The sequence below is a fragment of the Bradyrhizobium sp. WYCCWR15520 genome (assembly GCF_056174665.1).
Genome location: NZ_JBWBWM010000004.1, coordinates 276,099 through 300,359, shown reverse-complemented (window position 1 = coordinate 300,359; position 24,261 = coordinate 276,099). Strand labels below are relative to the sequence as shown.

Genomic DNA, 24,261 nt, shown 5'->3' with positions numbered 1-24,261 from the left:
ACTTCAGTGGTTATGAGTCCCTGCGTTCGCAGGGACGACACCGATTTTGCGGCGCGCAATCCAGTCATGACGCCGCTTCGGTTGACCTGACCCATGCCGCCCGGCACGGTGCGGCAACTCCCCGCCGGTATTCCCGATGCTCACCATCGCCTCGCTCTGGATTCCCTTCACCCTCATCGCTGCGCTCGGCCAGGTCGCCCGCAATGCGATGCAGCGGTCGTTGACAGGGCCGCTTGGGACCTGGGGCGCGACCAATATCCGCTTTCTGTTCGGTTTTCCGTTCTCGGTTATTTTCTTTGCGGTCGTCGTGGCGGTGACCGACGACCCCGTGCCGTGGCCGACAGCGGTGTTCTGGCCGTGGCTGTTACTTGGTGCGCTGAGCCAGATCGTCGCCACTGGCCTGATGCTGCTGGCGATGAACGATCGTTCGTTCGTGGTGACGACGGCCTATCTGAAGACGGAGGCAATCCAAACCGCGATCTTCGGCTTCATCTTTCTCAGCGATCATCTGACGTTCCTGAAGGTGGTCGCTATCCTGATCGCGACCATTGGCGTGGTCATCACCGCGCTGCGGCCGGGCGGCGAAAAAGGCTTTGCGGAGTTGAAGCCGACGATCGTCGGTCTCGTCGCCGCCGGCTGCTTCGCGTTGTCGGCAATCGGCTTCCGCGGCGCGATCATCACCGTGCCCGGCGTCTCCTTCGTCACCGCGGCGTCCTACACGCTGGTGTTCGGCCTGTTCGTGCAGACACTGGTGTTGACGATCTATCTGCTCGCCCGCGCCCCCGATGTGCTGATGAAGATTTTCGGACTCTGGCGGCCCTCGATGCTGGCGGGCTTCATGGGCGCGTTCGCCTCGCAATTCTGGTTTCTGGCATTTGCGCTGACGGCGGCTGCGAACGTGCGCACGCTGGCGCTGGTCGAGGTGCTGTTCGCGCAGGGCGTTGCATATTACTCGTTCAAGCAGCCCATTTCGGCACGCGAGTTGTCGGGGATCGTGCTGATAGTGATCGGCGTGGCGCTATTGGTGGCGGCGTGATTCAAGCGGCCCCGGCCGTCGTTGCGAGCGAAGCGAAGCAATCCATAGCTCAACAAGCACGAAGATGGATTGCTTCGCTTCGCTCGCAATGACGGGAGGACGGGAGCGTCAATTCCTGTCGTCCGGCAGCACCGGTAGCGGGGAGACCTCGACGCCTTCATCGATCAGCGCGCGGGCCTCGTCGGGTGAAGCCTCGCCATAGATCGGGCGATGCTCGATATCGCCGTAATGCATCTTGCGCGCCTCGTTGGGAAAGCGCTCGCCGACATTGTCGGCATTCTTGACGATGTGATCGCGCAATTCCTTCAGCTTGGCGCGCAGCTCGCGCTCCTGCGCCATCAACAGCGGCGTCGAATCGGATGCCGTTGCGTCCGCAGGGGCGGCCGGCGCGGGCGCGGCTTGCTCGCGGCCCTTCTTGCTGACGATCTGCGGAGCCATGATGGCGCGCTCGACCTTCACGGAGCCGCAATTCGGGCAGCTCACCAGCCTGCGCTTTTCCTGGCTTTCATACGCCGCGGAGCTTTGAAACCAGCTTTCGAAAGCATGGCCCTTCTCGCAGCGAAGGTTGTAGCGGATCATGCCGAACCCCGGACCAGATGCAGATGCTCCGGGCCGGCCTTGGGGTCGGCGATGCCGAAGCGCCTGCCATGCTGCAGCGACGGCACGGCCTTCCGCGCTGTCTCCACCTTGGATGTGTCGATCTTGGCGAGGAACACGCCGGGTTCGACGCCGCCCTCGGCGAGAATTTCACCCCAGGGCGCGATGATCAGCGAATGCCCGTAGGTCTCGCGCTTGTTCTCGTGCATGCCGGCCTGCGCGGCGGCGAATACGAAGCAGCCGTTCTCGATGGCGCGGGCGCGGAGCAGCGTGTGCCAATGCGCCTCGCCGGTCTTCCTCGTGAACGCGGAAGGGACGGTGAGGAACGATGCGCCGGCTTCGGCCAGCGCCCGGTAGAGCGCGGGAAAGCGCACGTCGTAGCAGATCGTCAGTCCGATGCGGCCCCACGGCAGATCGGAGATCACCGCGGTTTCGCCCGGCTGGTAATTGGCTGACTCGCGATAGCTCTCGCCGCCGGGCAGATCGATATCGAACATGTGGATCTTGTCGTAGCTGGCGAGCAGATTGCCGTCGGGCCCGATCAGGAACGAGCGGTTGACGGCGCGCTCCGGCGAATAGCGCAGCGCCAGCGAGCCGATATGGAGATGAATCTTCAGTTCCGCGGCCAGCGCGCGATAGGCTTTCAGAGAGAGATCGTCTTCTTCCGAGGCGAGATGCTCGAACAGCGCCTTGCGGTTCAGTTGCATCATGTTGCTTACTTCGGGCGTGAGCACATAGTCCGCACCCTGGGCCGCGGCCTCGCGGATCAGCCTAGTGCCCTGCTCGAGGCTCGGCTCAGGCAACAGCCCGGTGCGCATCTGCACCATGGCGGCGGTGAAGGTGGAACCAGCGCTCATGAGGAGGCCTTCTCTCCCGCCAGCAGTGAGTCGAGCTTGCCCGCGCGGTCCAGCGCATACAGCTCGTCGCAACCGCCGACATGGGTTGTGCCGATGAAGATCTGCGGAAAGGTCGAACCGTGGCCCGCGCGGTCGTACATCTCTTCGCGATAGGCCGGGTCGGTGGCCACATTCAGCTCCGTGAACGCGGCATTCTTGCGCGTCAGCAGCGATTTGGCGGCGGTGCAGTAGCCGCAGCCCGGACGAGTATAGATTTCAATGGCAGTCATGGCGCGCCCTGGTTTGGCAAGTGTTTGAATTATATGGGAGCCCGGTGGCTGTCCACAACCCGCGCGAATACCAGCACGTCGACCTGCGCGGCCTGGGCGCGGAGCAGCGCGCGGGCACAGGCGTCGGTGGTGGCGCCTGACGTCAGCACGTCGTCGATCAGGATAACGCGGCGACCCTGGATATCAGCCATGCGATCGGCGGCGACCTTGAAGGCGCCCTGCACATTGCTGGCGCGCTGTGGCCGCGACAGACCGATCTGCTGCTCGGTCGCGCGAATGCGGCGAAGCGCCTCAGCGGTCAGTTTGACGCCGGTTTGCTGCGAAATCACCCGCGCCAGCGCGCCGGACTGGTTGTAGCGGCGGCTCCAGCCGCGCCGCCAGTGCAGTGGTACCGGCACCAGCACATCGGCTTGATCAAGCAATTCCTTCCCCGCCCGGGCCATCCAGCGGCCCATCGCGGGCGCGAGATCAGTGCGGTCCTGGTACTTTAGCGCATGCACCAGGGTGCGAGCGACATCGTCATAGCGCACCGCGGCGCGGGCGCGCTGATAGGCCGGCGGATTGGCGATCGCCTCCATCGACAGCAATTCGGAGCCGGGATCATAGACAAAGGGAATGCCGAGCCGCGGACAGAACGGCGGCGCGATGAACGACAGTTTCGCCCAGCACGCCGCGCAAACGCCTTCGCCATCCACCGGTTCGCGACAGGAAACGCACTGCGTCGGCAGCGCGATGTCGAGCGCCAGCCGCGGGATGTGTGCAAACATGTCGCGGCAGGCGCCGAGCGCGCTGCGGAAATGACTGGAGATGGAGCGTGATGGTGATGCCTCGGCGTCCATGGCGCGAGGCTAGCGCCGTCCAGCGCCACGCTCAAGTCGATAGACTATTGTTATCTGCCCCCAGCTTATGGCGCTTTCGGAAGCACGGGTCGGAAGAAGGATCGTTCATAGCGGATGAAGCAGCGAGTTTGCTTTGCGAAGGCGAGCGCTTTCTGAACGTCCGGGTCTCCGGCGCTGTCTTTCCGATATTGTTCGTATGCCGCGAAGCTCGGGAAGCTGAACATCCCAAGGGCAACGTCGCTCGCCCCTTCCGATGGCAGGAAGTACCCGTGGTGGATGCCGCCGAATCTTGGCAGCAGTTCCAGCCACATCCTGCCGTAAGCTTCGAATTCGGCGAGTTTGTCCGGATTGACTTCGTATCGCAGGTAACAAGTGATCATCGTATGATGCTCCATCGCGCCACGAACCTGGCGCTCATCAATAGCTTGGCCGCAAGTCACGCCTGAACTTCGCAAGAGATGCTTACCCCGTGATTCGAGGCTTGCGAAGGCCACGCTCGTCATGAAGAGGGATTGAGATGGATCGCTGACCGTCGTACCAACCGGCATGGCTTCGAACCCGATCGCCGCGCCCATCCTGTTCGACCGCGCGTTGTTGCGCGCGCGGTTGGAACGCGCGCGGCGCGGCGGGCCGGTGACATTCCTGCTTGATCGCGTCAGGGAGGACATGGAGGAGCGGTTGCAGGCGGTGATGCGGAATTTTGCCGATGTCGCCGATATCTGGACGCCGGGCGAATTGCTGCGAAAACCTGTTGCGGATCGTTTCCGGTCGATCACCCGCATTGATCCCTATCCATCGGAAATGCTGTCCTTGCCGCCGCAGTCTCTCGACCTCGCCGTCTCGGCGCTCGCATTCCAGTTCGTCAACGACCTGCCGGGCGTACTGGCGCAGATCCGCCGCGCGTTGAAGCCGGATGGATTGTTGCTCGCCGCGATGCTCGGCGGCGATACGCTCACCGAACTGCGGCAATCTTTTGCCGCGGCAGAGGCCGAATGCGAGGGCGGGGTATCGCCGCGCGTCGCGCCATTTGCGGATTTGCGCGATATCGGCGGCCTCTTGCAGCGCGCAGGTCTTGCACTGCCGGTTACCGACGTCGATCGCGTCGTGGTGCGCTACGACAGCGCGTTTGCGCTTATGGCTGATATCAGGCGGATGGGTGCGACCAACATTTTGATCGAGCGGCGGCGTGCGCCGACCCGTCGCGCCACCATGTTGAAGATGGCGCAGATTTACGGTGAGCGTTTTGCGGATGCTGACGGCCGCATCCGCGCGACTTTCGATCTTGTCTGGCTGTCCGGCTGGGCGCCGCATGAGAGCCAGCCGAAGCCGTTGCGTCCGGGCTCGGCGAAAGCGAGTCTGGAGGCAGCGGTGAAGCAGGTGAAGCGGGAGTGATCGTTCTTTGATGGCGGGTGGTCGTGTCAAGGGCACCGCCGCACACGCCGCCCCTTATTGGTGGCCGCCTACCATTCAATGGGCTCCGCGGCAACGATTGACACCCGAAGGGCCGAGACGCAGGGCGGCTCGGCTGCGCCCCGGGCGCAGGAAAGGGTGACCCGACCAACGGGAGGGGGCCGTCCACATCCTTTGGCGGCATAACCTAGGCGCAAACCGCGACAGGCCGCCGTCGAACCTCCCCTGCGCTTGCAACGACTCCGTCAGCTTTCAGAGGCACTTGAGACGCGAATTATGTGGCGACCGTACTCCGTTCTTGACCCTTCACTGACGTTGTTTCGTTCAGGAAGCGTTGGCCAGGATTGTCACCAAACATTCGTTTGTATCACTGAGGCAGAATACCGAACGCTCGGTGAGATGCTGAAAGCCTCCGAGTAGAGGGGAAATACGCGACGACGGTCCAGATCATCCGTCAGATCGCGCTGACTGGCTGCCGCCGGAGCGAGATGATCGGCCTGATGCGGACCGAGGGCCGACCGCGAGATCGACGACTTTATGACCGTCCCACGCTCGCGCCCAAGGTGACGAGGAGCTCGTCCAGTTGCTCGAGCTGCTCGGGCAACCCATCCGCCGCCCCGGAAGCGAGTTCACCGTCGAGAGCTTCCTTCGAGGGATAGAGGTCATGCTTGACCAGCAAGGTCTGGCCGCCCTTTTCCTCGAACGTCAACGTGGTGATGGCTCCCCCCTCATCACCCTCCTCATTGGTCCAGACGAGGCGCGAGTGGGGGGTCACTTCGATGTACTTGCCGAAGACCTCCATCACCTCCGAGCCACCGACGCCGAACACGAGGCGGTACTTGCCCCCGACACGAACATCCATCTCGCAGGTGAGCAGGGACATGCCCATCGACTTCGGCACCCACCATCGCTTGAACAGCTCGGGCTTGGTCCACGCCTCGAACACGATGCGCGCCGGAGCGTTGAAGGTGCGCGTGACGACCAGCTCGCGGTCGGACTTCCGTTCCGTTGTCGTGCGGTTCTTCATGGTGGCGGGTTCACTCTCTCTTCTTGCGTCCATCGACCATCTCCCTCTGTTTCTGTTCTTCGATGACCTTGTCCAGTTCGTCGAAGCGTGAGGCCCAGAGCTGGCGGTACCTCTCGATCCATGCCGCCTCTTCCTCCAGTCGGCGCGGGCCGAGCTTGCAGGTCCGCACGCGCCCGACCTTCTCCGTGGTGACGAGCCCGGCCTGCTCCAGGACGCCGACGTGCTTCTTCATGCCCGTGAGTGTCATGTCGAACCTCTCGGCAAGGTCCGTGATCGAGGCGTCTGCACGCCCGAGCTGCTCGAGAACGCCGCGTCGGGTGGTGTCCGAGAGCGCGGCGAACGAGGCATCGAGGCGGGCTCTTGAAAACTGAACCATGTGGTTCAGTATATAACGCATGGATTGGCGGCATGCAAGGGGAGGCCGAGCGCGCTGCGTTGCCGGCCGCCCTGAGAGCGGTTGAACGCGCTGCGCAGCATCCGGGGAACGCCGTCTCTCACATCAACAAATCGATCAGGCACGAGACCAGCGGAATGCCCGCGGGCGTGGCGGCGTTCTACTTTGCATGGGGTTGTTTTCGATTTTTTTGTGCCGGCCCTGGGTGCTCCAGGAGCCGCCGACCACAGGCTTCACATCAACAAATCAATCAGATGCGGGATCAGCGGAATATCCGCGGGCGGCATTGGATAGTCGCGCAACTTGTTGGCGCGGACCCAGGCCAGTTGCTGGCCCTCGCGGGCGATTACCGTGCCTTCCCAGCGCCGGCAGATATAGAGCGGCATCAACAGATGGAAGCTGTCATAGGCGTAGCTGGTAAAGGTCAGCGGCGCGAGGCACGGCTCGCTGACGTCGATGCCAATCTCTTCATGCAGTTCGCGGATCAGGGTCTGCTCCGGCCGCTCGCCGGGCTCGACCTTGCCGCCGGGGAATTCCCAGAGGCCAGCGAGCGCCTTGCCTTGCGGGCGCTGCGCGATCAGCACGCGCTTGTCGGTATCGACGAGGGCGCAGGCGACGACGAGGGTAAGCTTGATGTCTGCCATGCGCCGCTGTCTCGCTTAGGACCGGTAGTCGCCGTTGATCGCGACATATTCCTTGGTGAGGTCGCAGGTCAGCACGCGGTCGCGGCCCTTGCCGAGGCCAAGCGCGACCTTGATCTGGATCTTCGGGTTCTTCATCACCTCGGAGACCTCAGCCTCGTTGTAGGACGGATCGCGCGCGCCGCTCCTGGCGACGCGAATGCCGTTGAACGAGATCGAAAGCTTGTCGCGGTTGGCGGGCTCGCCGGCCTTGCCGACCGCCATCACCACGCGTCCCCAATTGGCGTCCTCGCCGGCGATCGCGGTCTTCACCAGCGGTGAGTTCGCGATCGACATCGCGATCTTGCGCGCCGAGGTCTTGGTGGTCGCGCCTTCGACGACCACCTCGACCAGCTTGCGCGCGCCTTCGCCGTCACGGGCGACCTGTTCGGCCAAATTCGCCAGCACCTCGTGGAAGGCTTTCGCGAAAGCCTTCAGGCGCGGATCGCTGGCGCGGCTGATCTTCGGCGCCCCGTCGGCCGCAGCCGCGCCGGTGGCGAAGGCCAAGAGCGTATCCGATGTCGAGGTGTCGCTGTCGATGGTGATGGCGTTGAAGGTGTCCTCGACGCCGCTCTTGAGCAGCGACTGCAGCACGGCGGACGACAGTGGCGCGTCGGTGAAGACAAAGGACAGCATAGTGGCCATATCGGGAGCAATCATGCCGGCGCCCTTGGCCATGCCGTTGATGGTGACCTTGGTCTTGCCGAGCTTCACCGTGGCGGTTGCGACCTTCGGGAAGGTATCGGTGGTCATGATCGCCTTCGCGGCGTCCATCCAGTGGTCGGGTGTGGCAGTGTCAGCCAGTGTCCCCAGCACGCCGTCGAATTTGGTGGCGTCCAGCGGCTCGCCTATCACGCCGGTGGAGGCGAGGAACACGTCGGAGGTCGAGCAGCCGACTGCCTTTGCTGCGGTTTGCGCGGTCAGCGCCGTCGACTGCTTGCCGGTCTTGCCGGTGAATGCATTGGCATTGCCGGAGTTCACCACCAGCGCGCGAGCCTGTCCGCGGCCGAGCTTGGCGCGGCACCACTCCACCGGCGCGGAGGGGCATTTCGATTTGGTGAAGACGCCGGCGACCGTGGTGCCCTTGTCCATGACCGCGAGCAGCACGTCGGTACGGTTCTTGTAGCGGATGCCGGCGGCGGCGGTCGCAAGCTTCACGCCCGAAATTGCGGGCATGTCGGGGACATCGGTCGGGGCGAGGGGAGAGACGGAAGCGGACATGCGAGCACCTTGTTCGACCAGGTCAACCGTAGCCGGGGCTGTCAACTCGTCCCCAGACATGAAACGGCCGGGCGCTTCGGCCCGGCCATGACAACGGTAAATACTATCGGTCTCGAAGAAGTGACAGCGATTTTTTACTTCTTCGCCGGCGCCATCTTGGAATCCGCGGGCTTCGCGGCATCCGGCTTGGCGTCGGTCTTGGCGGCTTCCGCCGGCTTGTCCATGCGCTCGACCTTGGCGGCTTCGCGCAGTTTGGCGACGTATTCGGCCTGTGCCTTGCGCGTTACATAGGTCTCGATCTGCGCCTTGACCTGCTCGAAGTCGGGCGCCTTGCGGGCGCGCTTTTCCTCGACCTTGATGAGGTGCCAGCCGAATTGCGACTTCACGGGGTCGGAGATCTTGCCGGGCTCGAGCGTGAAGGCGACGGCGGAGAATTCCGGCACCATCTGTTCCTTGGTGAAGAAGCCGAGATCGCCGCCATCGGAGGCGCCCGGATCCTTGGACTTCTTCTTCGCCAGCTCGGCGAAATCGCCGCCCTTCTTCAACTCTTCCGCGATCGCCTTGGCCTCGTCCTCGGTCTCGACCAGGATGTGCCGGGCGTGGACTTCCATTTCGCCAGTGATCTGCTTGGCGGCCTCCTCATAGACCTTCTTCATGGCCTCATCGGTGGTCGCAGCCTTGCCCTCGGTGGCGAGCAGGCTGTCCATCAGCAGGCGGCTGCGGGTGAAGGCCAGGCGCTTCTTGAAGTCTTCGGAATTCTCAACCTTCTTGTCCTCGGCGGCCTTGGCGACGATCTTCAGGTCGATCAGGAAGGCCAGCACATTGTCCTTCTTGGTCGCCGGGTCCATCTGCGCGAGGCTGGGGCCGAGTTCCTCCTCCGCGAGCGCGACGTCGCTCTGGCGGATCTCCACGCCGTTAACCTTGGCGAGAACGGGGTTGTCCTGGGCACGAACCGGCAGGCTGGCGGCCAGAATCGCAGCCAGGCAGGCCGTTGCGGCCAAGGTGGCCGTGCCGAAGCGCAGGCCGGTTTTCGTTTCCGGGAACGAGGTGGTCATGGAAAATCCTTGTCTTGAAGAAGGGGGCGGCAAAGGCGGCGGGACACTCGCCCAATCATGCGGCCTTGGCAACGCGAAAAGTCTGTCAAAATGATGAATTCCCTGACAGATGGACCCACGTTGACAAGGCCCCAACCCAGCCATATCTGTGCCGGAACCTCCAGCGGCGATAGCGCTTATTTTGCTGCGTTTTTTGCCGTTGAACCTTGGATTGCTTAATTCCCACTCATTAGGCGGATGGCCCCCGGGAACGGGGTGTTTGCCGCGATGCGTCACGGTGAGTTGATAGGCAACTTGGTGGACCACGTCACGGCGCAACGCAAGTAACGGCAAAGGCAGGATTGGCATGATCGGCGCGCTCGCCCGCAAGTTTTTCGGCTCCGCCAACGACCGGCGGGTTAAGGGGTACCAGTCCCGAGTCAACGCCATCAACGCGCTTGAGCCCGAGGTCTCGAAACTATCGGACGAGGCGCTCAAAGCCCGTACCGCCGAATTCCGCCAGCAACTCGCCGAGGGCAAGACGCTCGACGACATCCTGGTTCCGGCCTTCGCCACCGTTCGCGAGGCCGCCAAGCGCACCCTCGGCCAGCGCCATTTCGACGTCCAGTTGATCGGCGGCATGGTGCTGCACGAGGGCGACATCGCCGAGATGAAGACCGGCGAAGGCAAGACGCTGGTGGCGACGCTAGCGGTCTATCTGAACGCGCTCGCCGGCCGCGGCGTCCACGTCGTCACCGTCAACGATTACCTCGCCCGCCGCGATAGCGAATGGATGGGCCAGATCTACAATTTCCTCGGGCTCACGGTCGGCGTGATCGTGCACGGCCTCGATGACGCCGAGCGCAAGGACGCCTATTCGCGCGACATCACCTACGGCACCAACAACGAATATGGTTTCGACTATCTGCGCGACAACATGAAGTACCGTCTGGAGGACATGGTCCAGCGCGGGCACTATTACGCGATCGTCGACGAAGTCGACTCGATCCTGATCGACGAGGCGCGCACGCCGCTGATCATCTCCGGCCCGCTTGACGACCGTTCGGACTTCTACAACACCATCGACACCTTTATGCCGAGGCTGGAGAAGAAGACCGACTACGAGGTCGACGAGAAGCAGCGCACGGTGACGCTGACCGAAGGCGGCATGGAGAAGATCGAGACGCTGTTGCGCGACGCCGGCCAGCTCAAGGGCGAGTCGCTCTACGACGTCGAGAACGTCTCGGTCGTGCACCACGTCAACCAGGCGCTGCGTGCCCACTCGCTGTTCACCCGCGACAAGGACTACATCGTCCGCGACGGCGAAGTCGTGATCATCGACGAGTTCACGGGACGCATGATGCCCGGACGGCGCTATTCCGAAGGCCTGCACCAGGCGCTGGAAGCCAAGGAGCACGTCCAGGTCCAGCCGGAAAACCAGACGCTGGCCTCGATCACCTTCCAGAACTATTTCCGCATGTACGAAAAGCTGTCGGGCATGACCGGTACGGCCGCGACCGAAGCCGACGAACTGTTCGACATCTACAAGCTCGAGGTCGTGGAAATCCCGACCAATGTGCCGGTGGCGCGTCTCGACGAGGATGACGAGGTCTACCGCACCCAGAACGAGAAATACGCCGCGATCCTGGCGGAGATCCAGCGCGCCAATGCGCGGCTGCAGCCGGTGCTGGTCGGCACCGCCTCGATCGAAAAGTCGGAAGTGCTGGCCGATTATCTGAAAAAGAACGGCTACAAGCAGATCGATTTCGGCGGCGAATCCGGCATGGAGAAGCTCTATGCCGCGGCGCGGGCCGGCAAGCCCGCAAAACTGTTCGCAGTGCTGAACGCGCGCTTCCACGAACAGGAAGCCTATATCGTCGCCGAAGCCGGCGTGCCCGGCGCGATCACGATCGCGACCAACATGGCCGGCCGCGGTACCGACATCAAGCTCGGCGGCTCGCTCGAGATGCGGATCCAGCAGGAGACCGCCAACATTGCCGACGAGGCCGAGAAGGCCAAGAAGATCGAACAGATCAAGGCCGACGTCGAGCGCTTCCGCGAGATCGTGCTGAAGGCCGAGGAAGTGGTGGAGGTCGAGCCAGCCAAGGGTTCGAAGCCGGCCAGGACCGTGACCAAGCCCGGCGGGCTCTACATCATCGGCTCCGAACGCCACGAATCCCGCCGCATCGACAACCAGCTCCGCGGCCGTTCCGGCCGCCAGGGCGACCCGGGCCGCTCAAAGTTCTTCCTGTCGCTGGAAGACGACCTGATGCGGATCTTCGGCTCCGACCGGCTCGACAGCATGCTGCAACGGCTCGGCCTGAAAGAGGGCGAGGCCATCATCCATCCCTGGATCAACAAGGCGCTGGAGAAGGCGCAGCAGAAGGTCGAGGCCCGCAACTTCGACATCCGCAAGAACCTGCTTAAATTCGACAACGTTCAGAACGACCAGCGCAAGGTGATCTTCGACCAGCGCATCGACCTGATGAAGGACGACAGCGTCGCCGAGACGGTTGCCGACATGCGTCACGCCTTTGTCGACGACGTCGTCGCCAAGCACGTGCCCGAGCATGCCTATGCCGAGCAGTGGGATGTCGCCGGCCTGAAGGACGAATTGAAGCGCGTGCTCGATGTCGATCTGCCGGTCGACGAATGGGCCAAGGAAGAGGGCATCGCCGACGAGGAATTGCTGGCGCGCATCGAGAAGCATGTCGACGAGCGCATGGCGGCCAAGGTCGCGCAATGGGGCCCCGACGTGATGCGTTACGTCGAGAAGACCATCCTGCTGCAGACGCTGGACCACCTCTGGCGCGAGCATCTGATCATGCTCGACCATCTGCGCCAGGTGATCGGCCTGCGCGGCTACGGCCAGCGCGATCCATTGCAGGAATACAAGTCGGAAGCCTTCAGCCTGTTCGAGGCGATGATCGCGCATCTGCGCGAGGCGGTGACGGCGCAATTGATGCGCGTCGAGATCGTGCCGCCGGAAGAGCAGCAGCCGGTGCTGCCGGCGATGGAGGCGCACAAGTTCGATCCCAATACCGGCGAGGACGAGATGGCGTTCGCCAAAGCTTCGCTGGTGCCCCAGGTCGCGGCTGCCGATCGCGATCCGAAAAACCCCGCCAGCTGGGGCAAGGTCGGCCGCAACGAGGATTGCCCCTGCGGCAGCGGCAAGAAGTACAAGCACTGCCACGGCAAGTACGGTTAGGTTCGCGCTGAATCAGCAGGGTGGGCAGAGGCGCTGCAAAGCCGTGCCCACCAAGCCGCAATCGAAATCCTGGATGGTGGGCACGCTTGTGCGTTGCCCACCATATGATTCCAATTCAATAGCTCCACTGTCTTCCCCACGACAACATTGCTGGCAGGTCATCGCCTGCACCAATGTTTGATGATGATGTTCGACGGCTGTCAGCACCATTGCCGGCGTCATCGCCGATCATTCAGCCTCCGGGCGGCTTGTACGAGCCACGAAGCTGGACCGCTTTTTGCCGGACCTGCATGATTTCGTCCTGCGTCCACAAGCGAGTGAGGTGCACATTGTGGATGGCGCCGGAGGCGACCACCGTGCCTGATATCGCCGGTGCCGAATTGGGATCGGGCACATCGAAGATGACGAGAACGCCGGGCCCTTCGGCCGCGGTGCTATACATCGAGATCAATTTGCCACCGGCAGCTTCGATCAACTTCTTCGCTGCTTCGTAGCGACTGACGGTGGGATTTTCCAAAATGCCGTTGAGGGCCTTTGGGGTATATTGTGCCGTCATACAGAAATGCATGATGTCCTCCTGTCAGGGCGTGTTTGATCGATGAGGCGTTCGCCTCTCTTCCAGCTCAAATGAAAAACGAGCCGGCACAAAACCTGGAGATGAAGGATTTCGGCCCTGCCGTGGGCACGAGGCCGCTGATACTCCGACGGGCCTTCGGCACTGCCCGCTGGCGGCCTGTCATCAGGCTACATCAACTTCGCCGTTTCGGCCAACGATCACCTGAGGTGAGACGCTGCGGGTGATCTGGTACCGCTTCAGGTTCAGGGGCTGGATGGCCGGCTTTCGCTGGCATGACAGTTTTCGCTGTGTGCAGTGAAAGCGCGTCGCGCTTCCTACTTCACCGCCCCGAAGCGGCTGTCGAACGAGTTCGTCGACATGATCGGCGCCGAGCCTGAGACCTGATTGTCTTTGGCGGCCGTAGCCGGAGCATCCGACAGCGACGGCTTCAGCGGCGGGCGGGTTGTTGCGGCAGCGTGCTTGGTGTCGGGCTTCGGTGCCGTGGTCTTGGGCGCGGACGCTTCAGGACGCGGCGGCTGCTTGACCTCGGCCGCCTTCGGCTTTGACGGCGGCGTGCTGGCGGTGGCGTCGGCTGCGCCGCCGCCGAACCCGACCTTGCGAGCGAGATTGGAGAACCACCCATCATTTTGGTTCGTGGCTGCCGGCGCTGCATTCGCGACCCGTGTCGGGGCGGGGGCAGGTGCGGCGGCCGGCGCGGCGACCAGCTTCGGCTGTTCCGGCGCGCCCATCAGCAAATTCTCGGACGGGGCCCGATCGGCGGGGGCTTTCGGCGGATTGACGTGGGAAGGAACGGTGCCGGGCGCCCGCGCCATCAGCGACAGGCTCGAGCCGTCGCCGGGTTCGGAAAGACCGGTGCTGCCCTCGGGCACGCGGGCGGCGAACACCCGGTGCATGCCGCCGTCGATACCGGTGTTGGTCCGCGCCACCGGCGTTCCCTTGGCGATCAGGCGCGCGGTCTCGGCGAGGTCGGTGGCCTGCTTATCGCGCACGGCGTTGGCAATTTCTTCGGGGACTACATAGGCCGGGCACTTGGCCGAAGCATCGAACACCAGGTCACGCGTTGCGTTCGGCGGCTTGGCTGCATCGAACACGTATTTCTTCTCGCAGAAATCGACCTTCGGCTCTTGCTTGGTCACCTCGAAATGATCATTGCCTTCCTTGATCATTTTCCAGAACGGCATGTTCGGGTTGTTGCGGTGCTTGGCCATGTTGGCCGGCGTCATCTTGAACGGATAGGCCTGCAACTGGAACGATTTCTGGCCGCCGAAGAAGGATTCGCGGCCCAGCGAATAGATTTCAGCGATCTGCTCGTCGGTCATCGCGTAGCAGCCGCGCGAGGAGCAGTCGCCATGCACCATCAACTGCGAGCCGGTGCGTCCCAGCGCCTTGTCGAACGCGTTGGGATAGCCGGTGTTGAAGGAGAGATAATAGGCCGACTGCGGATTCATCTGCGCCGGCGAGATCGAATAGAAGCCTTCCGGCGCCTGGCGGTCTCCTTCCTTGATCTTGGGACCGAGATCGCCCGACCAGCGGCAGATCGGGTAGGTCTTCAGAAGCGCGAAACGGCCGGAGCGGTCCTGCTTCCAGATTTCCAGTTCCGCTTCCTGCTTGAACAGGCGGACCAGGATCGGGGATTGCAGATCCATGTCCTTCGCCGTCATGTCGGCGACCAGCTTTGGCGGGACGGGCTGGTTGGCCTTGGCGTTATTGGCGAGCGACATGTCCTCGCCATTGCAGCCGGCTAGCAATGCGCCCATGCCTGCGAGGGCAGCCGACGTGACGAGCGCGCGAACCAGCGACCGGTTAATCAAAGGCTAAGCTCCACACCCACCGGACATTTTCGCACCCCAAATCACAGCGAACATGCCCTGAAGCCATTGCGTAAAATAGTATCCTTTGACCTTCTGCGCCGCAACCCGAACGAGACCGTCCAGCGGCTGCGGCGGCAGGCATGGTCAACAGAATTTAAAGACCGGCCCCGCGGCCTAATTGCGGCCGAATCAAGTGCGCTGGCGAAAATAATGGCCGTTTAGAGGTTGTTAAAGATTGTGGCGAGCAGGCGCGTGCGACCACGCCAGCGTCAGGAGATTGGAGGCCGGAGCAATCAGCCCAGTTTGCGGCCGATATCGAGGAATTTCTGCCGCCGCTGCCGGCGGATGCCATCCGCATCGAGGTTGCGCAACTCGTTGAAGGCTACCGCGATGGCATCGCCGGTGGCTGAAATCATCGCGGCCGAATCGCGATGGGCGCCGCCGGAAGGCTCTTTCAGGATCTCGTCGATCACGCCGAAGCGCAGCATGTCCTGCGCGGTGATCTTCATGTTGGTGGCGACTTCCTGGGCCTTGGTGCCGTCGCGCCACAGGATCGAGGACGCCGCTTCCGGCGAGATCACGCTGTAGATCGCGTGCTCGAACATCATCACCTTGTTCGCGGTCGTGATGGCGATGGCGCCGCCCGACATGCCTTCGCCGGTGATGATTGCGACATTGGGGACGCCGAGCGAGAGGCAGGTGTCGGTCGAGCGCGCGATCGCTTCCGCCACGCCGCGTTCCTCGGCGCCGATGCCGGGATAGGCGCCGGCGGAATCCGCGAGCGACAGCACGGGGATGCCGAAACGGTCCGCCATCTCCATCAGCCGCACGGCCTTGCGATAGCCTTCAGGGCGGGCCATGCCGAAATTATGCTTGATGCGGCTGTCGGTGGTGGCGCCTTTTTCCTGGCCGATCACGCAGATGCTCTCGCCGCGGAAACGGCCGAAGCCGCCCATCAGGGCCTCGTCATCGGCGAATTTGCGGTCGCCGGCGAGCGGGGTGAATTCGGTAATCAGCGCATTGACGAAATCGGTGAAATGCGGGCGCTGCGGATGGCGCGCCACCAGCGTTTTCTGCCACGGCGTCAAATTGGCATAGAGGTCGGTGAGCGCCTGCTGCGCCTTGTCCTCTATGCGCGAGATCTCATCGCCGATGTCGCTGCCGGACGCCGCCAGCGCGCGCAATTCGTCGACCTTGGCTTCAAGTTCGGCGACGGGTTTTTCGAAGTCGAGATAGCTGCGCATCTGATCCGGCATCAAAGCAATATAGGTAACAACGTGCATTGTGGCGAAGCGGTTTCGATTCGCTCCGGGAAAGCACGCATCTTCAATGATTTAGCGTGCATCTCGGTCCGGATGACCCGGATTTTCCGAAAGCGCGCCAAACAAGGCCGCGGGCGGGAGACGGCTGTTTCGGGGGAGACGGCGCGGAAGTCAAGGCGTGGCTTGCGGCGAGGGTTACTTCTCCGCCAGCGGATGCAGGTCGCGCACCAGGCTTTTCAGCCGTTCCTCGACCACATGGGTATAGATTTGCGTGGTGGAAATGTCGGTATGGCCGAGCAGCGTCTGCACGATGCGCAGGTCCGCGCCGTTATGCAGGAGGTGACTGGCAAAGGCGTGGCGCAGCACATGTGGCGAGACCAGCCGCGGAGCAAGGCCCGAGGCCGCCGCCAGTTCCTTCAGGTCGCGGGCAAAATGCTGCCGCGTCAGGTGGCCGCTCTCGCCGAAGGAGGGAAACAGCCATTTCGACGGGCTGGCGCTTTTCTTGTTCTCGGGCTTGAGCGCTTCCATCGCGGCGAGATAATCCGCCATCGCCTGCCGCGAGGCTTCGTTGAGCGGCACCAGCCGTTCCTTGTTACCCTTGCCGCGCACGACGATCATGCGCGCATCGCGCCGCGAGGCCGACAGCGGCAGCGCCACCAGTTCCGAGACGCGCAGGCCCGTGGCGTAAAGCACTTCCAGAAGGCAATACAGCCGCAGCGCGCGCAGCCGCTGTTGCGGCGAGGCGTTCTCGGCCTCGGTCAATTGTTTCGCCCGCGTCAGCATGCGGTCGACGTCCGCGATCGACAGCACCTTCGGCAGCCCCCGGCCGCGTTTCGGGCCGGACAGGATCGCCGCCGGATCGTCGCTGCGGATCCGCTCGTTCAGGAGAAAACGGAACAGGTGCCGCATCGCCGACAGCCGCCGCGCCACGCTGGAGGATTTGAAGCCGCGGGTATCGAGGTCGGCGAGGTAATCGCGCAGCTCGTCAGTCCCGGCGCCGGCAAAGTTTTGTCGCTTGCGGCCGAGAAATTCCGAAAAATCCGTGAGGTCGCGGCGATAGGCATCGAGCGTGTTGTCGCCCGCGCCCTGTTCCGCCGCGAGCATGTCGAGGAACAGGTTGATCAGTTTGTTGTCGGAGGGTGTCGTACGCATTCGCTTTGATAGCGCATGATCTGGGCGGGATGGAGGTGCTTTCAGGCACGCTCCAACGTTATGTCCGGGAGCTAGGGCATCTGGCTGATGGCAGTGGCTTGCGACCAGACGACCACCCACCGCCCGTCTCGATATTCGTAGGTGTCCGTGTGCCAGTAATCGCCTGGCGCAACCCTATGGCCGCCGAACACCACTTCGAGCCTGGCGCGATACCGGATCACCGCGTGGCTCTGGTGATGTCGCACGGCGATGGGGCCGGGCTCCCAAGCGAGATATTTGATCTGCCCGCTCGCAATCGCTCCCAGGTAATCCTTCTTGGACAGGGCCATTCCGATCGGCGTAATCAACTGGAACTCGGTCGCATGAAGTCGCCCCGCCGTCTCCATGTCGCCTCCGACCAACGCGCGAAGTCGGGCACGCTCGGTCTCACGGATGAGCTCGGCTTCGGGCGATGGATCCAGCTCGGTCGTGTAGGTGGACATAGGGTGTTCTCCATGATCGTGGGATTCGTTAGAAGGCATGGTGGTGGTGGGACCGGGCGGCAGCCGCCGATCTAGGCCGTTGCGATCAGGCCGTGGTCGATCAGGCTCTGCGCAGTGGCGCGGATACAATCCTCGTCAGGCCGCGCTTTCCAGTTCAGCACCCGGCGCGCCTTTGCGGCGCTTACACTCAGGTCGCGATTGAGCTCGTGAACGATCATGCGCGAACGCGCGCTGAAGGGGGCCATCGCCCTCACCATCCAGTCGGGCACTTCGCCTGATGGCAACTGCGCAGCGTGCGCCGGAAACGACTTTGCCAGCACCGCGGCCAATTCTCTCAACCAGAAAAACCGACCGCCGACGATGAAGCGCTGGCCGGACGCACCGGGATGGGTCATTGCCCTGATATGGGCGTCGGCCGCATCGCGCACATCGACCACCGAAAAGCCGAAGCGCGGAACGCGCCTGAGCTTGCCGCTCATCATTTGCTTGATCAGTCCGACCGACGTGCCGTGTTCCGGGCCGAGCAGCGGCCCAAAGATGGTGGCAGGGTTGATGACAGCCAAATCGAGTCCAGTTTCCTTCGCAAGGTTCCAAGCGGCCTGTTCGGCCAGCGTTTTCGACCGGTAATAGGGCGTGGCCCGCGGGCTTGCCGGATCAGTCCAATCGTTCTCGGTGAAGGGAGCCTGCCCATTGCCATGATTGGTGGCTGCGATCGACGACGTCAGCACCGCGCGCTCTACGCCGGCTTCGTGGGCCGCGCGCAGCACACGAAGCGTGCCATCCCGCGCGGGTCGGATCATTGCGTTCGCGTCCTTTGGCAAGGTCGCCGGAAAAGGCGAAGCCGCGTGAATAACGTAACGGCATCCCCTAAGCGCGACATCCCATCCGGCATCGGCGCAAAGATCGGCCTCGACAAAGCTGATCGCGTCAGTCGTCGTATCGGGACAAAGCTGGCGCCTGATCCTGTCGCAAACGCCAATGCTGCGCACACTGCCTCGAACGCGATAGCCGTGTGCCAGCAATTGCTTGGCGATATGTCCGCCGAGGAATCCGCCGATACCCGTGACGAGAACAATAGCGGGCGCGGGGTCGTTCAATTTGGAAGGCATTTATCAACTCCTCGGCCCGCGGAAGCGCTGGGTCGCACCTTGTTAGACACTTAGACAATTATTGTCTATATGTTTTTGACGCCTTGGACGAAAACTGTCAGATTGCTTAGATGGAGCAGGTTGACCAGAAATCCGAGGCTATTCTCGACGCGGCGCTGCCGGTTTTCGTGCGTCACGGTTTTCGCAAGACTTCGATGGCCGACATCGCGCGTGCGGCACGCATGTCGCGCGCGGCGCTTTATCTAAGCTTCAGCAGCAAGGAGGAGCTGTTCCGGGCAGGGTCTGCGCGTGCGCATGCCCGAACCATGCAAAACGTCGAGGCAGCGCTTGCGGCCGACGGCGACGTTTTCAGCCGGATCGAGCAGGCGCTCGCGGCTTTCCAGCGAGAACTGGTTGCGCCGTTCGCAGGCAGCGTCGACGCGGCCGAACTGTTCGACGTCAACATGACGTTGGCCAGGGACATTACCCTTGGGGCACGGGCCAAGCTGGTGGCTCTGCTCGCTCAAGCCTTGTCCGATGCAGAAGCAGACGGCGCCGTATCCCTGCAGGTCCTCGACGCCAAGCCTGCCGATGTGGCCGGCATGATCGTCGCGGCAATAGAGGGGATTAAAGACGCGAAGGACGCTGGCCAGAGCCTGGACGAAGGCACGCGACTTTTCATGCGCTTGCTGCGTGCGGGGCTAATTAGGCCGGAATGTTCCGAAAGGCTGACCGCGGAAGTGGCTGCCGCGTCTACTTCTTGAGGAACTTGTCTGCCGGGATGGTGACCGTCATTTCCCGGGGCTTCGGCGTGACGAAGTTCGCGAGCGAAAAAATCACGCCATAGATCACCCCGGCGATCACGCCGACGACCATCAGAAAGCGGAACAAACTGGGCATGCGGGGGCTCAAGCGGCGGAATTAACCAATGAAATCATCCAACATGTTCCCACCCCCGTGGCAAGAGTCTCTGGCAACGGCCTCGATGGGGGTAGTATAGGTGGCGCAGCGCGGGTCAAATCCCGCCAAAGAGCAGGGTTTTTGATGTCCGAGACCGCCGCACCGGCACAGGCGAGCCCGACCCAGGAGGCCGACATCACGTCGGCGCTGGGAAGGCGTTCGATCGTGCTGGTCGGCATGATGGGCGCCGGCAAGTCGACCATCGGCCGGCGGCTGGCGGCCCGGCTGCGCCTGCCGTTTCTCGACGCCGATATCGAGATTGAGGCGGCGGCCGGGATGTCGATCCCGGACATTTTCGAAACCCATGGCGAGCCGCATTTCCGGGACGGCGAGGCGCGGGTGATCGCGCGGCTGCTCGATGGCGGCCCGGCCGTGATCGCCACCGGCGGCGGCGCCTTCATGCGCGAGGAGACCCGCAGCCGCATCCGCGACAAGGCGGTCTCGATCTGGCTCAAGGCAGACGTCGACATCATCATGAAGCGCGTCAAGCGCCGGGCCGACCGGCCGCTGCTGCAGACTGAGGATCCGGTCGCGACCGTCAGCCGCCTGCTCGAAGCGCGCGAGCCGGTCTATCAGACCGCCGACCTGACCATTCTGTCACGCGACGTGCCGCACGACCGTATCGTCGACGAATGCATCGATGCCCTGCGCGCCCGGCTGTGCGCCGGCGCGCCTTCTGCCCAGCCGGCAACCGACGGGATGAACGTCACGCCATGACTGCGCCACTGAAACATTCCGCCGATATCACGGTCGACGTCGCGCTCGGTGACCGCGCCTATGACATCGTCATCGGCCGCGGCGTGCTGGAGACGCTCGGCGCACGCGTTGCCGCGCTGCGCACCGGCGTGCGCACCGCCATCGTCACCGACCGCACCGTGGCCAGGCACTGGCTGGAGCCAGCCGAGCGATCGCTCAGCGAGGCCGGCATTCCGACGTCGCGCGTCATCGTCGAAGAAGGCGAGATATCGAAAACCTATGCCGGGCTCGAAAAGGTGAGCGAGGCGCTGATCGCAGCCAGGATCGAGCGCAACGATCTGGTGATCGCGCTCGGCGGCGGCGTGGTCGGCGATCTCGCCGGCTTCGCGGCGGCAATCCTGCGGCGCGGCGTCGATTTCGTGCAGGTGCCGACCTCACTGCTGGCGCAGGTGGATTCCTCGGTCGGCGGCAAGACCGGCATCAATTCGCCCCAGGGCAAGAACCTGCTCGGCGCGTTTCATCAGCCGGTATTGGTGATCGCGGATACCTCCGTGCTCGACACCCTGTCGCCGCGCCAGTTCCGCTCCGGCTATGCCGAAGTCGCTAAATATGGCGTGCTCGGCGATGAAGCCTTTTTCGCCTGGCTCGAAGCCAATCACGCCGACATCTTCTCCGGCGGCGCGGCGCGCGAGCACGCCATCGCAACCTCCTGCCGCGCCAAGGCCGCGATCGTCTCCCGCGACGAGCGCGAAAACGGTGAGCGCGCATTGCTCAATCTCGGCCACACGTTCGGCCATGCGCTGGAGGCCGCGACCGGCTTTTCCGATCGCCTGTTCCATGGCGAGGGCGTTGCCATCGGTATGGTGCTGGCGGCAGAGTTTTCCGCCAGGCTCGGCATGATCTCCGCGGCAGACGCCGCCCGCGTCGACCGCCATCTTGCGTCCGTCGGCCTGCCGACCCATTTGCAGGACATCGCGGGCTTCGCCCAGGAGGGGCTCGCGGATGCCGACGCCCTGATGGCGCTGATGGCGCAGGACAAGAAGGTCAAGCGCGGCAAGCTGACCTTCATCCTGCTGCAGGCGATCGGCCGCGCGGTGGTGGCAAACGACGTCGAGCCGGCGCTGGTCCGCGATTTCCTGCAACAGAAGTTGTCGGGATGAGAACGGAATTGCCGGTGCCCAGCGTGGGGCGAGCGTCGCGCGCGGCCGGGGCCGTCACGAGGCATATATGAGTTCGACCGCGTTCAATCTGCTGCTCGCGATCCTGTTGCTCGCCGCCAACGCGTTTTACGTGGCCGCCGAGTTTGCGCTGGTGAAGAGCCGCGGCTTTCGCATCAAGGCGATGGTCGAGCAGGACCGCTTCGGCGCGCACCTGCTGCACGGCATGATGGGCAATATCGAAGCCTATCTCGCCTGCTGCCAGCTCGGCATCACCATGGCCTCGCTCGGCCTCGGCTGGGTCGGCGAACCCACCGTTTCGGCACTGCTGGAGCCGCTGCTGATCCCGCTCGGCATGTCGGAACGCACCCTGCACTTTGTGTCGTTCCTGGCCGGCTTCCTGATATTCTCCTCGCTTCACATCGTGATCGGCGAGCAGGTGCCGAAGACGTTCGCGATCCGCCAGCCGACGCCGGTCTCGCAATGGATCGCCTATCCGCTCTATCTGTCCTATCTGGTTTTCTGGCCGCTGAACTGGCTGCTCAACGCCGCATCGCGCGGCATCCTGCGCATGTTCGGAGTGCAGGAATCCTCGCAGCATGAAATCCTCACCGATTCCGAGATCGAGGGGCTGGTGGAAGAATCGGCCGTGCACGGCGGCATCGAGAGCGGTGAGGCCGAATACATTCACAACGTCTTCCGCTTCGGCGACCTCGCCGTATCAGACGTCATGGTCCATCGCACGGCCATGATGATGATCAACGCCGATCTGCCGCCCGAAGACCTGGTGCGCGAGGTGCTGGCAACCGAGTACACCCGCATTCCGCTGTGGCGCGACAAGCCCGAAAACATCATCGGCGTGCTGCACGCCAAGGATCTCTTGCGCGCGATCCGCGCCACCGAAGGCGATATGTCGCGCATCAACGTATCAGCGATCATGCTGCCGCCCTGGTTCGTGCCGGAGATGCGGCCTTTGTCCGAACAGTTGAAGGCGTTCCGCCGCCGCAAGACCCACTTCGCGCTCGTCGTCGATGAGTACGGCGAAGTCGAAGGCATGGTGACGCTCGAAGACATTTTGGAAGAGATCGTCGGCGATATTTCCGATGAGCACGATGTCGTGGTTGCCGGCGTGCGTGTCCAGGCCGACGGCTCCGTGGTGGTGGATGGCTCGGTGCCGATCCGCGATCTCAACCGCGCCATGAACTGGCATCTGCCCGACGAGGAGGCGACCACGGTAGCGGGTCTCGTGATCCACGAAGCGCGCTCGATCCCCGAGCGCGGCCAGAATTTCACATTCCATGGCTGCCGTTTCCGCGTGCTGCGTCGCGAGCGCAACCGCATCACCGCGCTGAAAATCACGCCCCTGCCGCGCGAAGCCGAGGCGGAGGAGCTGAAGCCGAAGCGGGCAGGGACGGCGTTCTGACGGCGTATGCCGCAAGTGGCGTCGGCTATTCAATATCGATCGCGACGCCGGAGAGCTTCCACTGGCCGTCGGAGGGAATGAAGCCGAGCTGGTACTTCACCTTCGCCGTGGTGTCGAAGCGGCCCTTGAGCCGCAGCACGCCCTTGTCGTCGATCTTCGCATCTTCCTCTGAAATGACCGGGCTGGCGACGATCGCGTCGAACACGGCGTGCTTCTCGACCAGGTCCTTGAAGACGACCCGCAGCTTCTCGGGCGGAAACTGCTCGCGGAACCGCTTTGAGATTTTGGCGTGCAGGACCGTGAAATTGTCCGACGCCACCGCATCGTTGAGCGTCACCAGAATGCTCTTGATCAGCACTTCCTGGACAAAGGGGCTGGGCATGTCCAGCGCCTGCGCCCGCACGGAGGAGGCCGCTACCAGCAGCGCCACGGCGGCGGCCCATCTGAAGCGTGCCCAATATCGCATCGGACGACCCCGTCGAGCTGCGATGGCATCGGGGTCAGCCCGACCCCGTGTCCGAACGGAACCACGTCCATCGCCTCACCGATTGTCTCACGTTTGCGAAAACCGTTCTACCGTCTCCTCCGATCTTCACAGGAAGCTGGCGGACCGTCTCATGTCAGATAGAAGATGGCTTCGGCGAGCAGCCGTTCTGGCGGCTGCGCCGACGTATCCAGCGTCAGCCTCGCATCGGTCCAGGCTTCATATTCCGCGCGTCGCTTTTCGACCCTTTCCCAGGTGACCTCGGCCATGCCCTCGATGCCGCGGATTCGCGCTTCGATCCGCCGGCGATGCGTCGCCTGGTCGACGCAGACGCATTCGATGATCGCGAGATCCGCGCGATATCTTGCGGCGAGGTTTCGCCATGCGGCGCGCGGCGCCTCGACCGGATTGACGGCGTCGATCACGACGGACTGCCCCAGCCGCAGATGCTCCTCGGCCAATGCTTGCGCAACGACATAGGCTGCGATTCCCGTATCATTCCGGGGCAGGCCGCCGCGCCGCATCGCCGCCTCGATCGGATCGATCGAAAACAGCGGTAGCGAAAAATGCCGGCAAAGGCCTTCGGCGAGCGTACTC

25 protein-coding genes and 2 pseudogenes are annotated in these 24,261 nt (G+C 63.3%); 8 read left to right on the top strand and 19 right to left on the bottom strand.

Annotated features, from left to right (window positions below; genetic code table 11):
- The first annotated feature begins 136 nt into the window (after positions 1 to 136).
- Positions 137 to 1,036, top strand: coding sequence for an EamA family transporter (locus AC0QUY_RS06725; RefSeq protein WP_475386242.1), 900 nt, complete (start codon positions 137 to 139; stop codon positions 1,034 to 1,036).
- A gap of 108 nt (positions 1,037 to 1,144) precedes the next feature.
- Here the strand turns inward: AC0QUY_RS06725 and AC0QUY_RS06720 are convergent, their stop codons facing one another.
- The 5 genes from AC0QUY_RS06720 to AC0QUY_RS06700 form a co-directional block, all read right to left on the bottom strand.
- Positions 1,145 to 1,615 carry a DUF1178 family protein gene (locus AC0QUY_RS06720; protein WP_475386241.1) on the bottom strand — a complete coding sequence of 157 codons (471 nt, stop codon included), beginning with the start codon at positions 1,613 to 1,615 and terminating at the stop codon, positions 1,145 to 1,147.
- Positions 1,612 to 2,490, bottom strand: coding sequence for a carbon-nitrogen hydrolase family protein (locus AC0QUY_RS06715; RefSeq protein ID WP_475386240.1), 879 nt, complete (start codon positions 2,488 to 2,490; stop codon positions 1,612 to 1,614). The genes AC0QUY_RS06720 and AC0QUY_RS06715 overlap by 4 nt, the downstream gene beginning before the upstream one ends.
- Entirely contained in the window at positions 2,487 to 2,759 is a 273-nt protein-coding gene (gene grxC, locus AC0QUY_RS06710) for a glutaredoxin 3 (protein ID WP_161851272.1), read from the bottom strand. Before grxC ends, AC0QUY_RS06715 begins: the two co-directional genes overlap by 4 nt.
- Positions 2,760 to 2,788: 29 nt before the next feature.
- Positions 2,789 to 3,598, bottom strand: coding sequence for a ComF family protein (locus AC0QUY_RS06705; RefSeq protein WP_475386239.1), 810 nt, complete (start codon positions 3,596 to 3,598; stop codon positions 2,789 to 2,791).
- A gap of 65 nt (positions 3,599 to 3,663) precedes the next feature.
- Positions 3,664 to 3,978 (bottom strand): NIPSNAP family protein, encoded by a 315-nt coding sequence (locus AC0QUY_RS06700; RefSeq protein WP_475386253.1) that lies wholly within the window; start codon positions 3,976 to 3,978, stop codon positions 3,664 to 3,666.
- A 166-nt stretch (positions 3,979 to 4,144) separates the two neighbouring features.
- Here AC0QUY_RS06700 and AC0QUY_RS06695 point away from each other — a divergent pair, with 166 nt between their 5' ends.
- Entirely contained in the window at positions 4,145 to 4,990 is an 846-nt protein-coding gene (locus tag AC0QUY_RS06695) for a methyltransferase domain-containing protein (protein WP_475386238.1), read from the top strand.
- Between the two features lie 384 nt (positions 4,991 to 5,374).
- Positions 5,375 to 5,520: pseudogene (locus AC0QUY_RS06690) on the top strand (integrase); the annotation flags it as partial.
- A 23-nt stretch (positions 5,521 to 5,543) separates the two neighbouring features.
- On the opposite strand, the gene AC0QUY_RS06685 reads toward AC0QUY_RS06690, so the two are convergent.
- From AC0QUY_RS06685 to AC0QUY_RS06665, 5 genes are all read right to left on the bottom strand, one after another.
- Positions 5,544 to 6,068, bottom strand: a complete 525-nt coding sequence (locus AC0QUY_RS06685) for an SRPBCC family protein (RefSeq protein ID WP_475386237.1) — start codon at positions 6,066 to 6,068, stop codon at positions 5,544 to 5,546.
- The gene (locus AC0QUY_RS06680) at positions 6,046 to 6,411 is read right to left on the bottom strand and encodes an ArsR/SmtB family transcription factor (RefSeq protein WP_475386252.1); all 366 of its coding nucleotides are present in this window, start codon (positions 6,409 to 6,411) and stop codon (positions 6,046 to 6,048) included. Before AC0QUY_RS06680 ends, AC0QUY_RS06685 begins: the two co-directional genes overlap by 23 nt.
- Positions 6,412 to 6,662: 251 nt before the next feature.
- Positions 6,663 to 7,073, bottom strand: a complete 411-nt coding sequence (locus tag AC0QUY_RS06675) for a (deoxy)nucleoside triphosphate pyrophosphohydrolase (RefSeq protein WP_475386235.1) — start codon at positions 7,071 to 7,073, stop codon at positions 6,663 to 6,665.
- Positions 7,074 to 7,088: 15 nt separating this feature from the next.
- The gene (gene argJ, locus AC0QUY_RS06670; RefSeq protein ID WP_475386234.1) at positions 7,089 to 8,330 is read right to left on the bottom strand and encodes a bifunctional glutamate N-acetyltransferase/amino-acid acetyltransferase ArgJ; all 1,242 of its coding nucleotides are present in this window, start codon (positions 8,328 to 8,330) and stop codon (positions 7,089 to 7,091) included.
- 134 nt (positions 8,331 to 8,464) lie between these two features.
- A complete protein-coding gene (locus AC0QUY_RS06665; RefSeq protein WP_475386233.1) occupies positions 8,465 to 9,385 on the bottom strand; it encodes a peptidylprolyl isomerase in 921 nt (306 codons plus the stop codon).
- A gap of 346 nt (positions 9,386 to 9,731) precedes the next feature.
- On the opposite strand from AC0QUY_RS06665, the gene secA reads away from it, so the two are divergent.
- Entirely contained in the window at positions 9,732 to 12,572 is a 2,841-nt protein-coding gene (secA, locus tag AC0QUY_RS06660; protein WP_161851277.1) for a preprotein translocase subunit SecA, read from the top strand.
- Positions 12,573 to 12,804: 232 nt separating this feature from the next.
- Here the strand turns inward: secA and AC0QUY_RS06655 are convergent, their stop codons facing one another.
- From AC0QUY_RS06655 to AC0QUY_RS06630, 6 genes are all read right to left on the bottom strand, one after another.
- On the bottom strand, positions 12,805 to 13,140 hold the full coding sequence (locus AC0QUY_RS06655) for a GYD domain-containing protein (protein WP_475386232.1): 336 nt from the start codon (positions 13,138 to 13,140) through the stop codon (positions 12,805 to 12,807).
- A 323-nt stretch (positions 13,141 to 13,463) separates the two neighbouring features.
- Positions 13,464 to 14,960 carry a L,D-transpeptidase family protein gene (locus tag AC0QUY_RS06650; protein WP_475386231.1) on the bottom strand — a complete coding sequence of 499 codons (1,497 nt, stop codon included), beginning with the start codon at positions 14,958 to 14,960 and terminating at the stop codon, positions 13,464 to 13,466.
- A 293-nt stretch (positions 14,961 to 15,253) separates the two neighbouring features.
- On the bottom strand, positions 15,254 to 16,216 hold the full coding sequence (locus tag AC0QUY_RS06645; RefSeq protein ID WP_161851280.1) for an acetyl-CoA carboxylase carboxyltransferase subunit alpha: 963 nt from the start codon (positions 16,214 to 16,216) through the stop codon (positions 15,254 to 15,256).
- A gap of 201 nt (positions 16,217 to 16,417) precedes the next feature.
- Positions 16,418 to 17,374 carry a site-specific tyrosine recombinase XerD gene (gene xerD / locus AC0QUY_RS06640; protein WP_475386230.1) on the bottom strand — a complete coding sequence of 319 codons (957 nt, stop codon included), beginning with the start codon at positions 17,372 to 17,374 and terminating at the stop codon, positions 16,418 to 16,420.
- A 71-nt stretch (positions 17,375 to 17,445) separates the two neighbouring features.
- Complete coding sequence (locus tag AC0QUY_RS06635) at positions 17,446 to 17,856, bottom strand: nuclear transport factor 2 family protein (RefSeq protein WP_475386229.1); 411 nt, start codon at positions 17,854 to 17,856, stop codon at positions 17,446 to 17,448.
- A 71-nt stretch (positions 17,857 to 17,927) separates the two neighbouring features.
- Positions 17,928 to 18,965 (bottom strand): SDR family oxidoreductase, encoded by a 1,038-nt coding sequence (locus tag AC0QUY_RS06630; protein WP_475386228.1) that lies wholly within the window; start codon positions 18,963 to 18,965, stop codon positions 17,928 to 17,930.
- A 110-nt stretch (positions 18,966 to 19,075) separates the two neighbouring features.
- On the opposite strand from AC0QUY_RS06630, the gene AC0QUY_RS06625 reads away from it, so the two are divergent.
- On the top strand, positions 19,076 to 19,708 hold the full coding sequence (locus AC0QUY_RS06625) for a TetR/AcrR family transcriptional regulator (RefSeq protein ID WP_475386227.1): 633 nt from the start codon (positions 19,076 to 19,078) through the stop codon (positions 19,706 to 19,708).
- Here the strand turns inward: AC0QUY_RS06625 and AC0QUY_RS06620 are convergent.
- Positions 19,698 to 19,844, bottom strand: coding sequence for a histidine kinase (locus tag AC0QUY_RS06620; protein WP_161851285.1), 147 nt, complete (start codon positions 19,842 to 19,844; stop codon positions 19,698 to 19,700). The genes AC0QUY_RS06625 and AC0QUY_RS06620 overlap by 11 nt on opposite strands.
- 144 nt (positions 19,845 to 19,988) lie before the next feature.
- Between AC0QUY_RS06620 and AC0QUY_RS06615 the strand changes: the two genes are divergently transcribed.
- The 3 genes from AC0QUY_RS06615 (at position 19,989) to AC0QUY_RS06605 (ending at position 23,180) form a co-directional block, all read left to right on the top strand.
- Entirely contained in the window at positions 19,989 to 20,621 is a 633-nt protein-coding gene (locus AC0QUY_RS06615) for a shikimate kinase (protein ID WP_475386226.1), read from the top strand.
- Entirely contained in the window at positions 20,618 to 21,760 is a 1,143-nt protein-coding gene (aroB, locus tag AC0QUY_RS06610) for a 3-dehydroquinate synthase (protein WP_475386225.1), read from the top strand. Before AC0QUY_RS06615 ends, aroB begins: the two co-directional genes overlap by 4 nt.
- A gap of 67 nt (positions 21,761 to 21,827) precedes the next feature.
- Positions 21,828 to 23,180, top strand: a complete 1,353-nt coding sequence (locus AC0QUY_RS06605) for a hemolysin family protein (RefSeq protein ID WP_475386224.1) — start codon at positions 21,828 to 21,830, stop codon at positions 23,178 to 23,180.
- A 25-nt stretch (positions 23,181 to 23,205) separates the two neighbouring features.
- Here AC0QUY_RS06605 and AC0QUY_RS06600 read toward each other — a convergent pair whose 3' ends face one another.
- Both AC0QUY_RS06600 and AC0QUY_RS06595 read right to left on the bottom strand, forming a co-directional pair.
- On the bottom strand, positions 23,206 to 23,646 hold the full coding sequence (locus AC0QUY_RS06600) for a hypothetical protein (protein WP_475386223.1): 441 nt from the start codon (positions 23,644 to 23,646) through the stop codon (positions 23,206 to 23,208).
- Between the two features lie 149 nt (positions 23,647 to 23,795).
- Positions 23,796 to 24,248, bottom strand: a pseudogene (locus tag AC0QUY_RS06595) (P-loop nucleotide/nucleoside kinase family protein); the annotation flags it as partial.
- Positions 24,249 to 24,261 lie beyond the last annotated feature (13 nt).

Excerpts from the sequence above, each read along its gene's own strand:
- AC0QUY_RS06705 (WP_475386239.1), bottom strand. The coding sequence starts at position 3,598 with ATGGACGCCGAGGCATCACCATCACGCTCCATCTCCAGTCATTTCCGC.
- AC0QUY_RS06615 (WP_475386226.1), top strand. The coding sequence starts at position 19,989 with ATGTCCGAGACCGCCGCACCGGCACAGGCGAGCCCGACCCAGGAGGCC.
- AC0QUY_RS06720 (WP_475386241.1), bottom strand. The coding sequence starts at position 1,615 with ATGATCCGCTACAACCTTCGCTGCGAGAAGGGCCATGCTTTCGAAAGC.
- AC0QUY_RS06630 (WP_475386228.1), bottom strand. The coding sequence starts at position 18,965 with ATGCCTTCCAAATTGAACGACCCCGCGCCCGCTATTGTTCTCGTCACG.
- AC0QUY_RS06700 (WP_475386253.1), bottom strand. The coding sequence starts at position 3,978 with ATGATCACTTGTTACCTGCGATACGAAGTCAATCCGGACAAACTCGCC.
- AC0QUY_RS06620 (WP_161851285.1), bottom strand. The coding sequence starts at position 19,844 with ATGCCCAGTTTGTTCCGCTTTCTGATGGTCGTCGGCGTGATCGCCGGG.
- AC0QUY_RS06655 (WP_475386232.1), bottom strand. The coding sequence starts at position 13,140 with ATGCATTTCTGTATGACGGCACAATATACCCCAAAGGCCCTCAACGGC.
- AC0QUY_RS06725 (WP_475386242.1), top strand. The coding sequence starts at position 137 with ATGCTCACCATCGCCTCGCTCTGGATTCCCTTCACCCTCATCGCTGCG.
- argJ (WP_475386234.1), bottom strand. The coding sequence starts at position 8,330 with ATGTCCGCTTCCGTCTCTCCCCTCGCCCCGACCGATGTCCCCGACATG.
- AC0QUY_RS06665 (WP_475386233.1), bottom strand. The coding sequence starts at position 9,385 with ATGACCACCTCGTTCCCGGAAACGAAAACCGGCCTGCGCTTCGGCACG.
- AC0QUY_RS06685 (WP_475386237.1), bottom strand. The coding sequence starts at position 6,068 with ATGGACGCAAGAAGAGAGAGTGAACCCGCCACCATGAAGAACCGCACG.
- AC0QUY_RS06605 (WP_475386224.1), top strand. The coding sequence starts at position 21,828 with ATGAGTTCGACCGCGTTCAATCTGCTGCTCGCGATCCTGTTGCTCGCC.
- AC0QUY_RS06635 (WP_475386229.1), bottom strand. The coding sequence starts at position 17,856 with ATGTCCACCTACACGACCGAGCTGGATCCATCGCCCGAAGCCGAGCTC.
- AC0QUY_RS06675 (WP_475386235.1), bottom strand. The coding sequence starts at position 7,073 with ATGGCAGACATCAAGCTTACCCTCGTCGTCGCCTGCGCCCTCGTCGAT.
- secA (WP_161851277.1), top strand. The coding sequence starts at position 9,732 with ATGATCGGCGCGCTCGCCCGCAAGTTTTTCGGCTCCGCCAACGACCGG.
- AC0QUY_RS06645 (WP_161851280.1), bottom strand. The coding sequence starts at position 16,216 with ATGCCGGATCAGATGCGCAGCTATCTCGACTTCGAAAAACCCGTCGCC.
- grxC (WP_161851272.1), bottom strand. The coding sequence starts at position 2,759 with ATGACTGCCATTGAAATCTATACTCGTCCGGGCTGCGGCTACTGCACC.
- AC0QUY_RS06695 (WP_475386238.1), top strand. The coding sequence starts at position 4,145 with ATGGCTTCGAACCCGATCGCCGCGCCCATCCTGTTCGACCGCGCGTTG.
- AC0QUY_RS06600 (WP_475386223.1), bottom strand. The coding sequence starts at position 23,646 with ATGCGATATTGGGCACGCTTCAGATGGGCCGCCGCCGTGGCGCTGCTG.
- aroB (WP_475386225.1), top strand. The coding sequence starts at position 20,618 with ATGACTGCGCCACTGAAACATTCCGCCGATATCACGGTCGACGTCGCG.
- AC0QUY_RS06680 (WP_475386252.1), bottom strand. The coding sequence starts at position 6,411 with ATGGTTCAGTTTTCAAGAGCCCGCCTCGATGCCTCGTTCGCCGCGCTC.
- AC0QUY_RS06715 (WP_475386240.1), bottom strand. The coding sequence starts at position 2,490 with ATGAGCGCTGGTTCCACCTTCACCGCCGCCATGGTGCAGATGCGCACC.
- xerD (WP_475386230.1), bottom strand. The coding sequence starts at position 17,374 with ATGCGTACGACACCCTCCGACAACAAACTGATCAACCTGTTCCTCGAC.
- AC0QUY_RS06625 (WP_475386227.1), top strand. The coding sequence starts at position 19,076 with ATGGAGCAGGTTGACCAGAAATCCGAGGCTATTCTCGACGCGGCGCTG.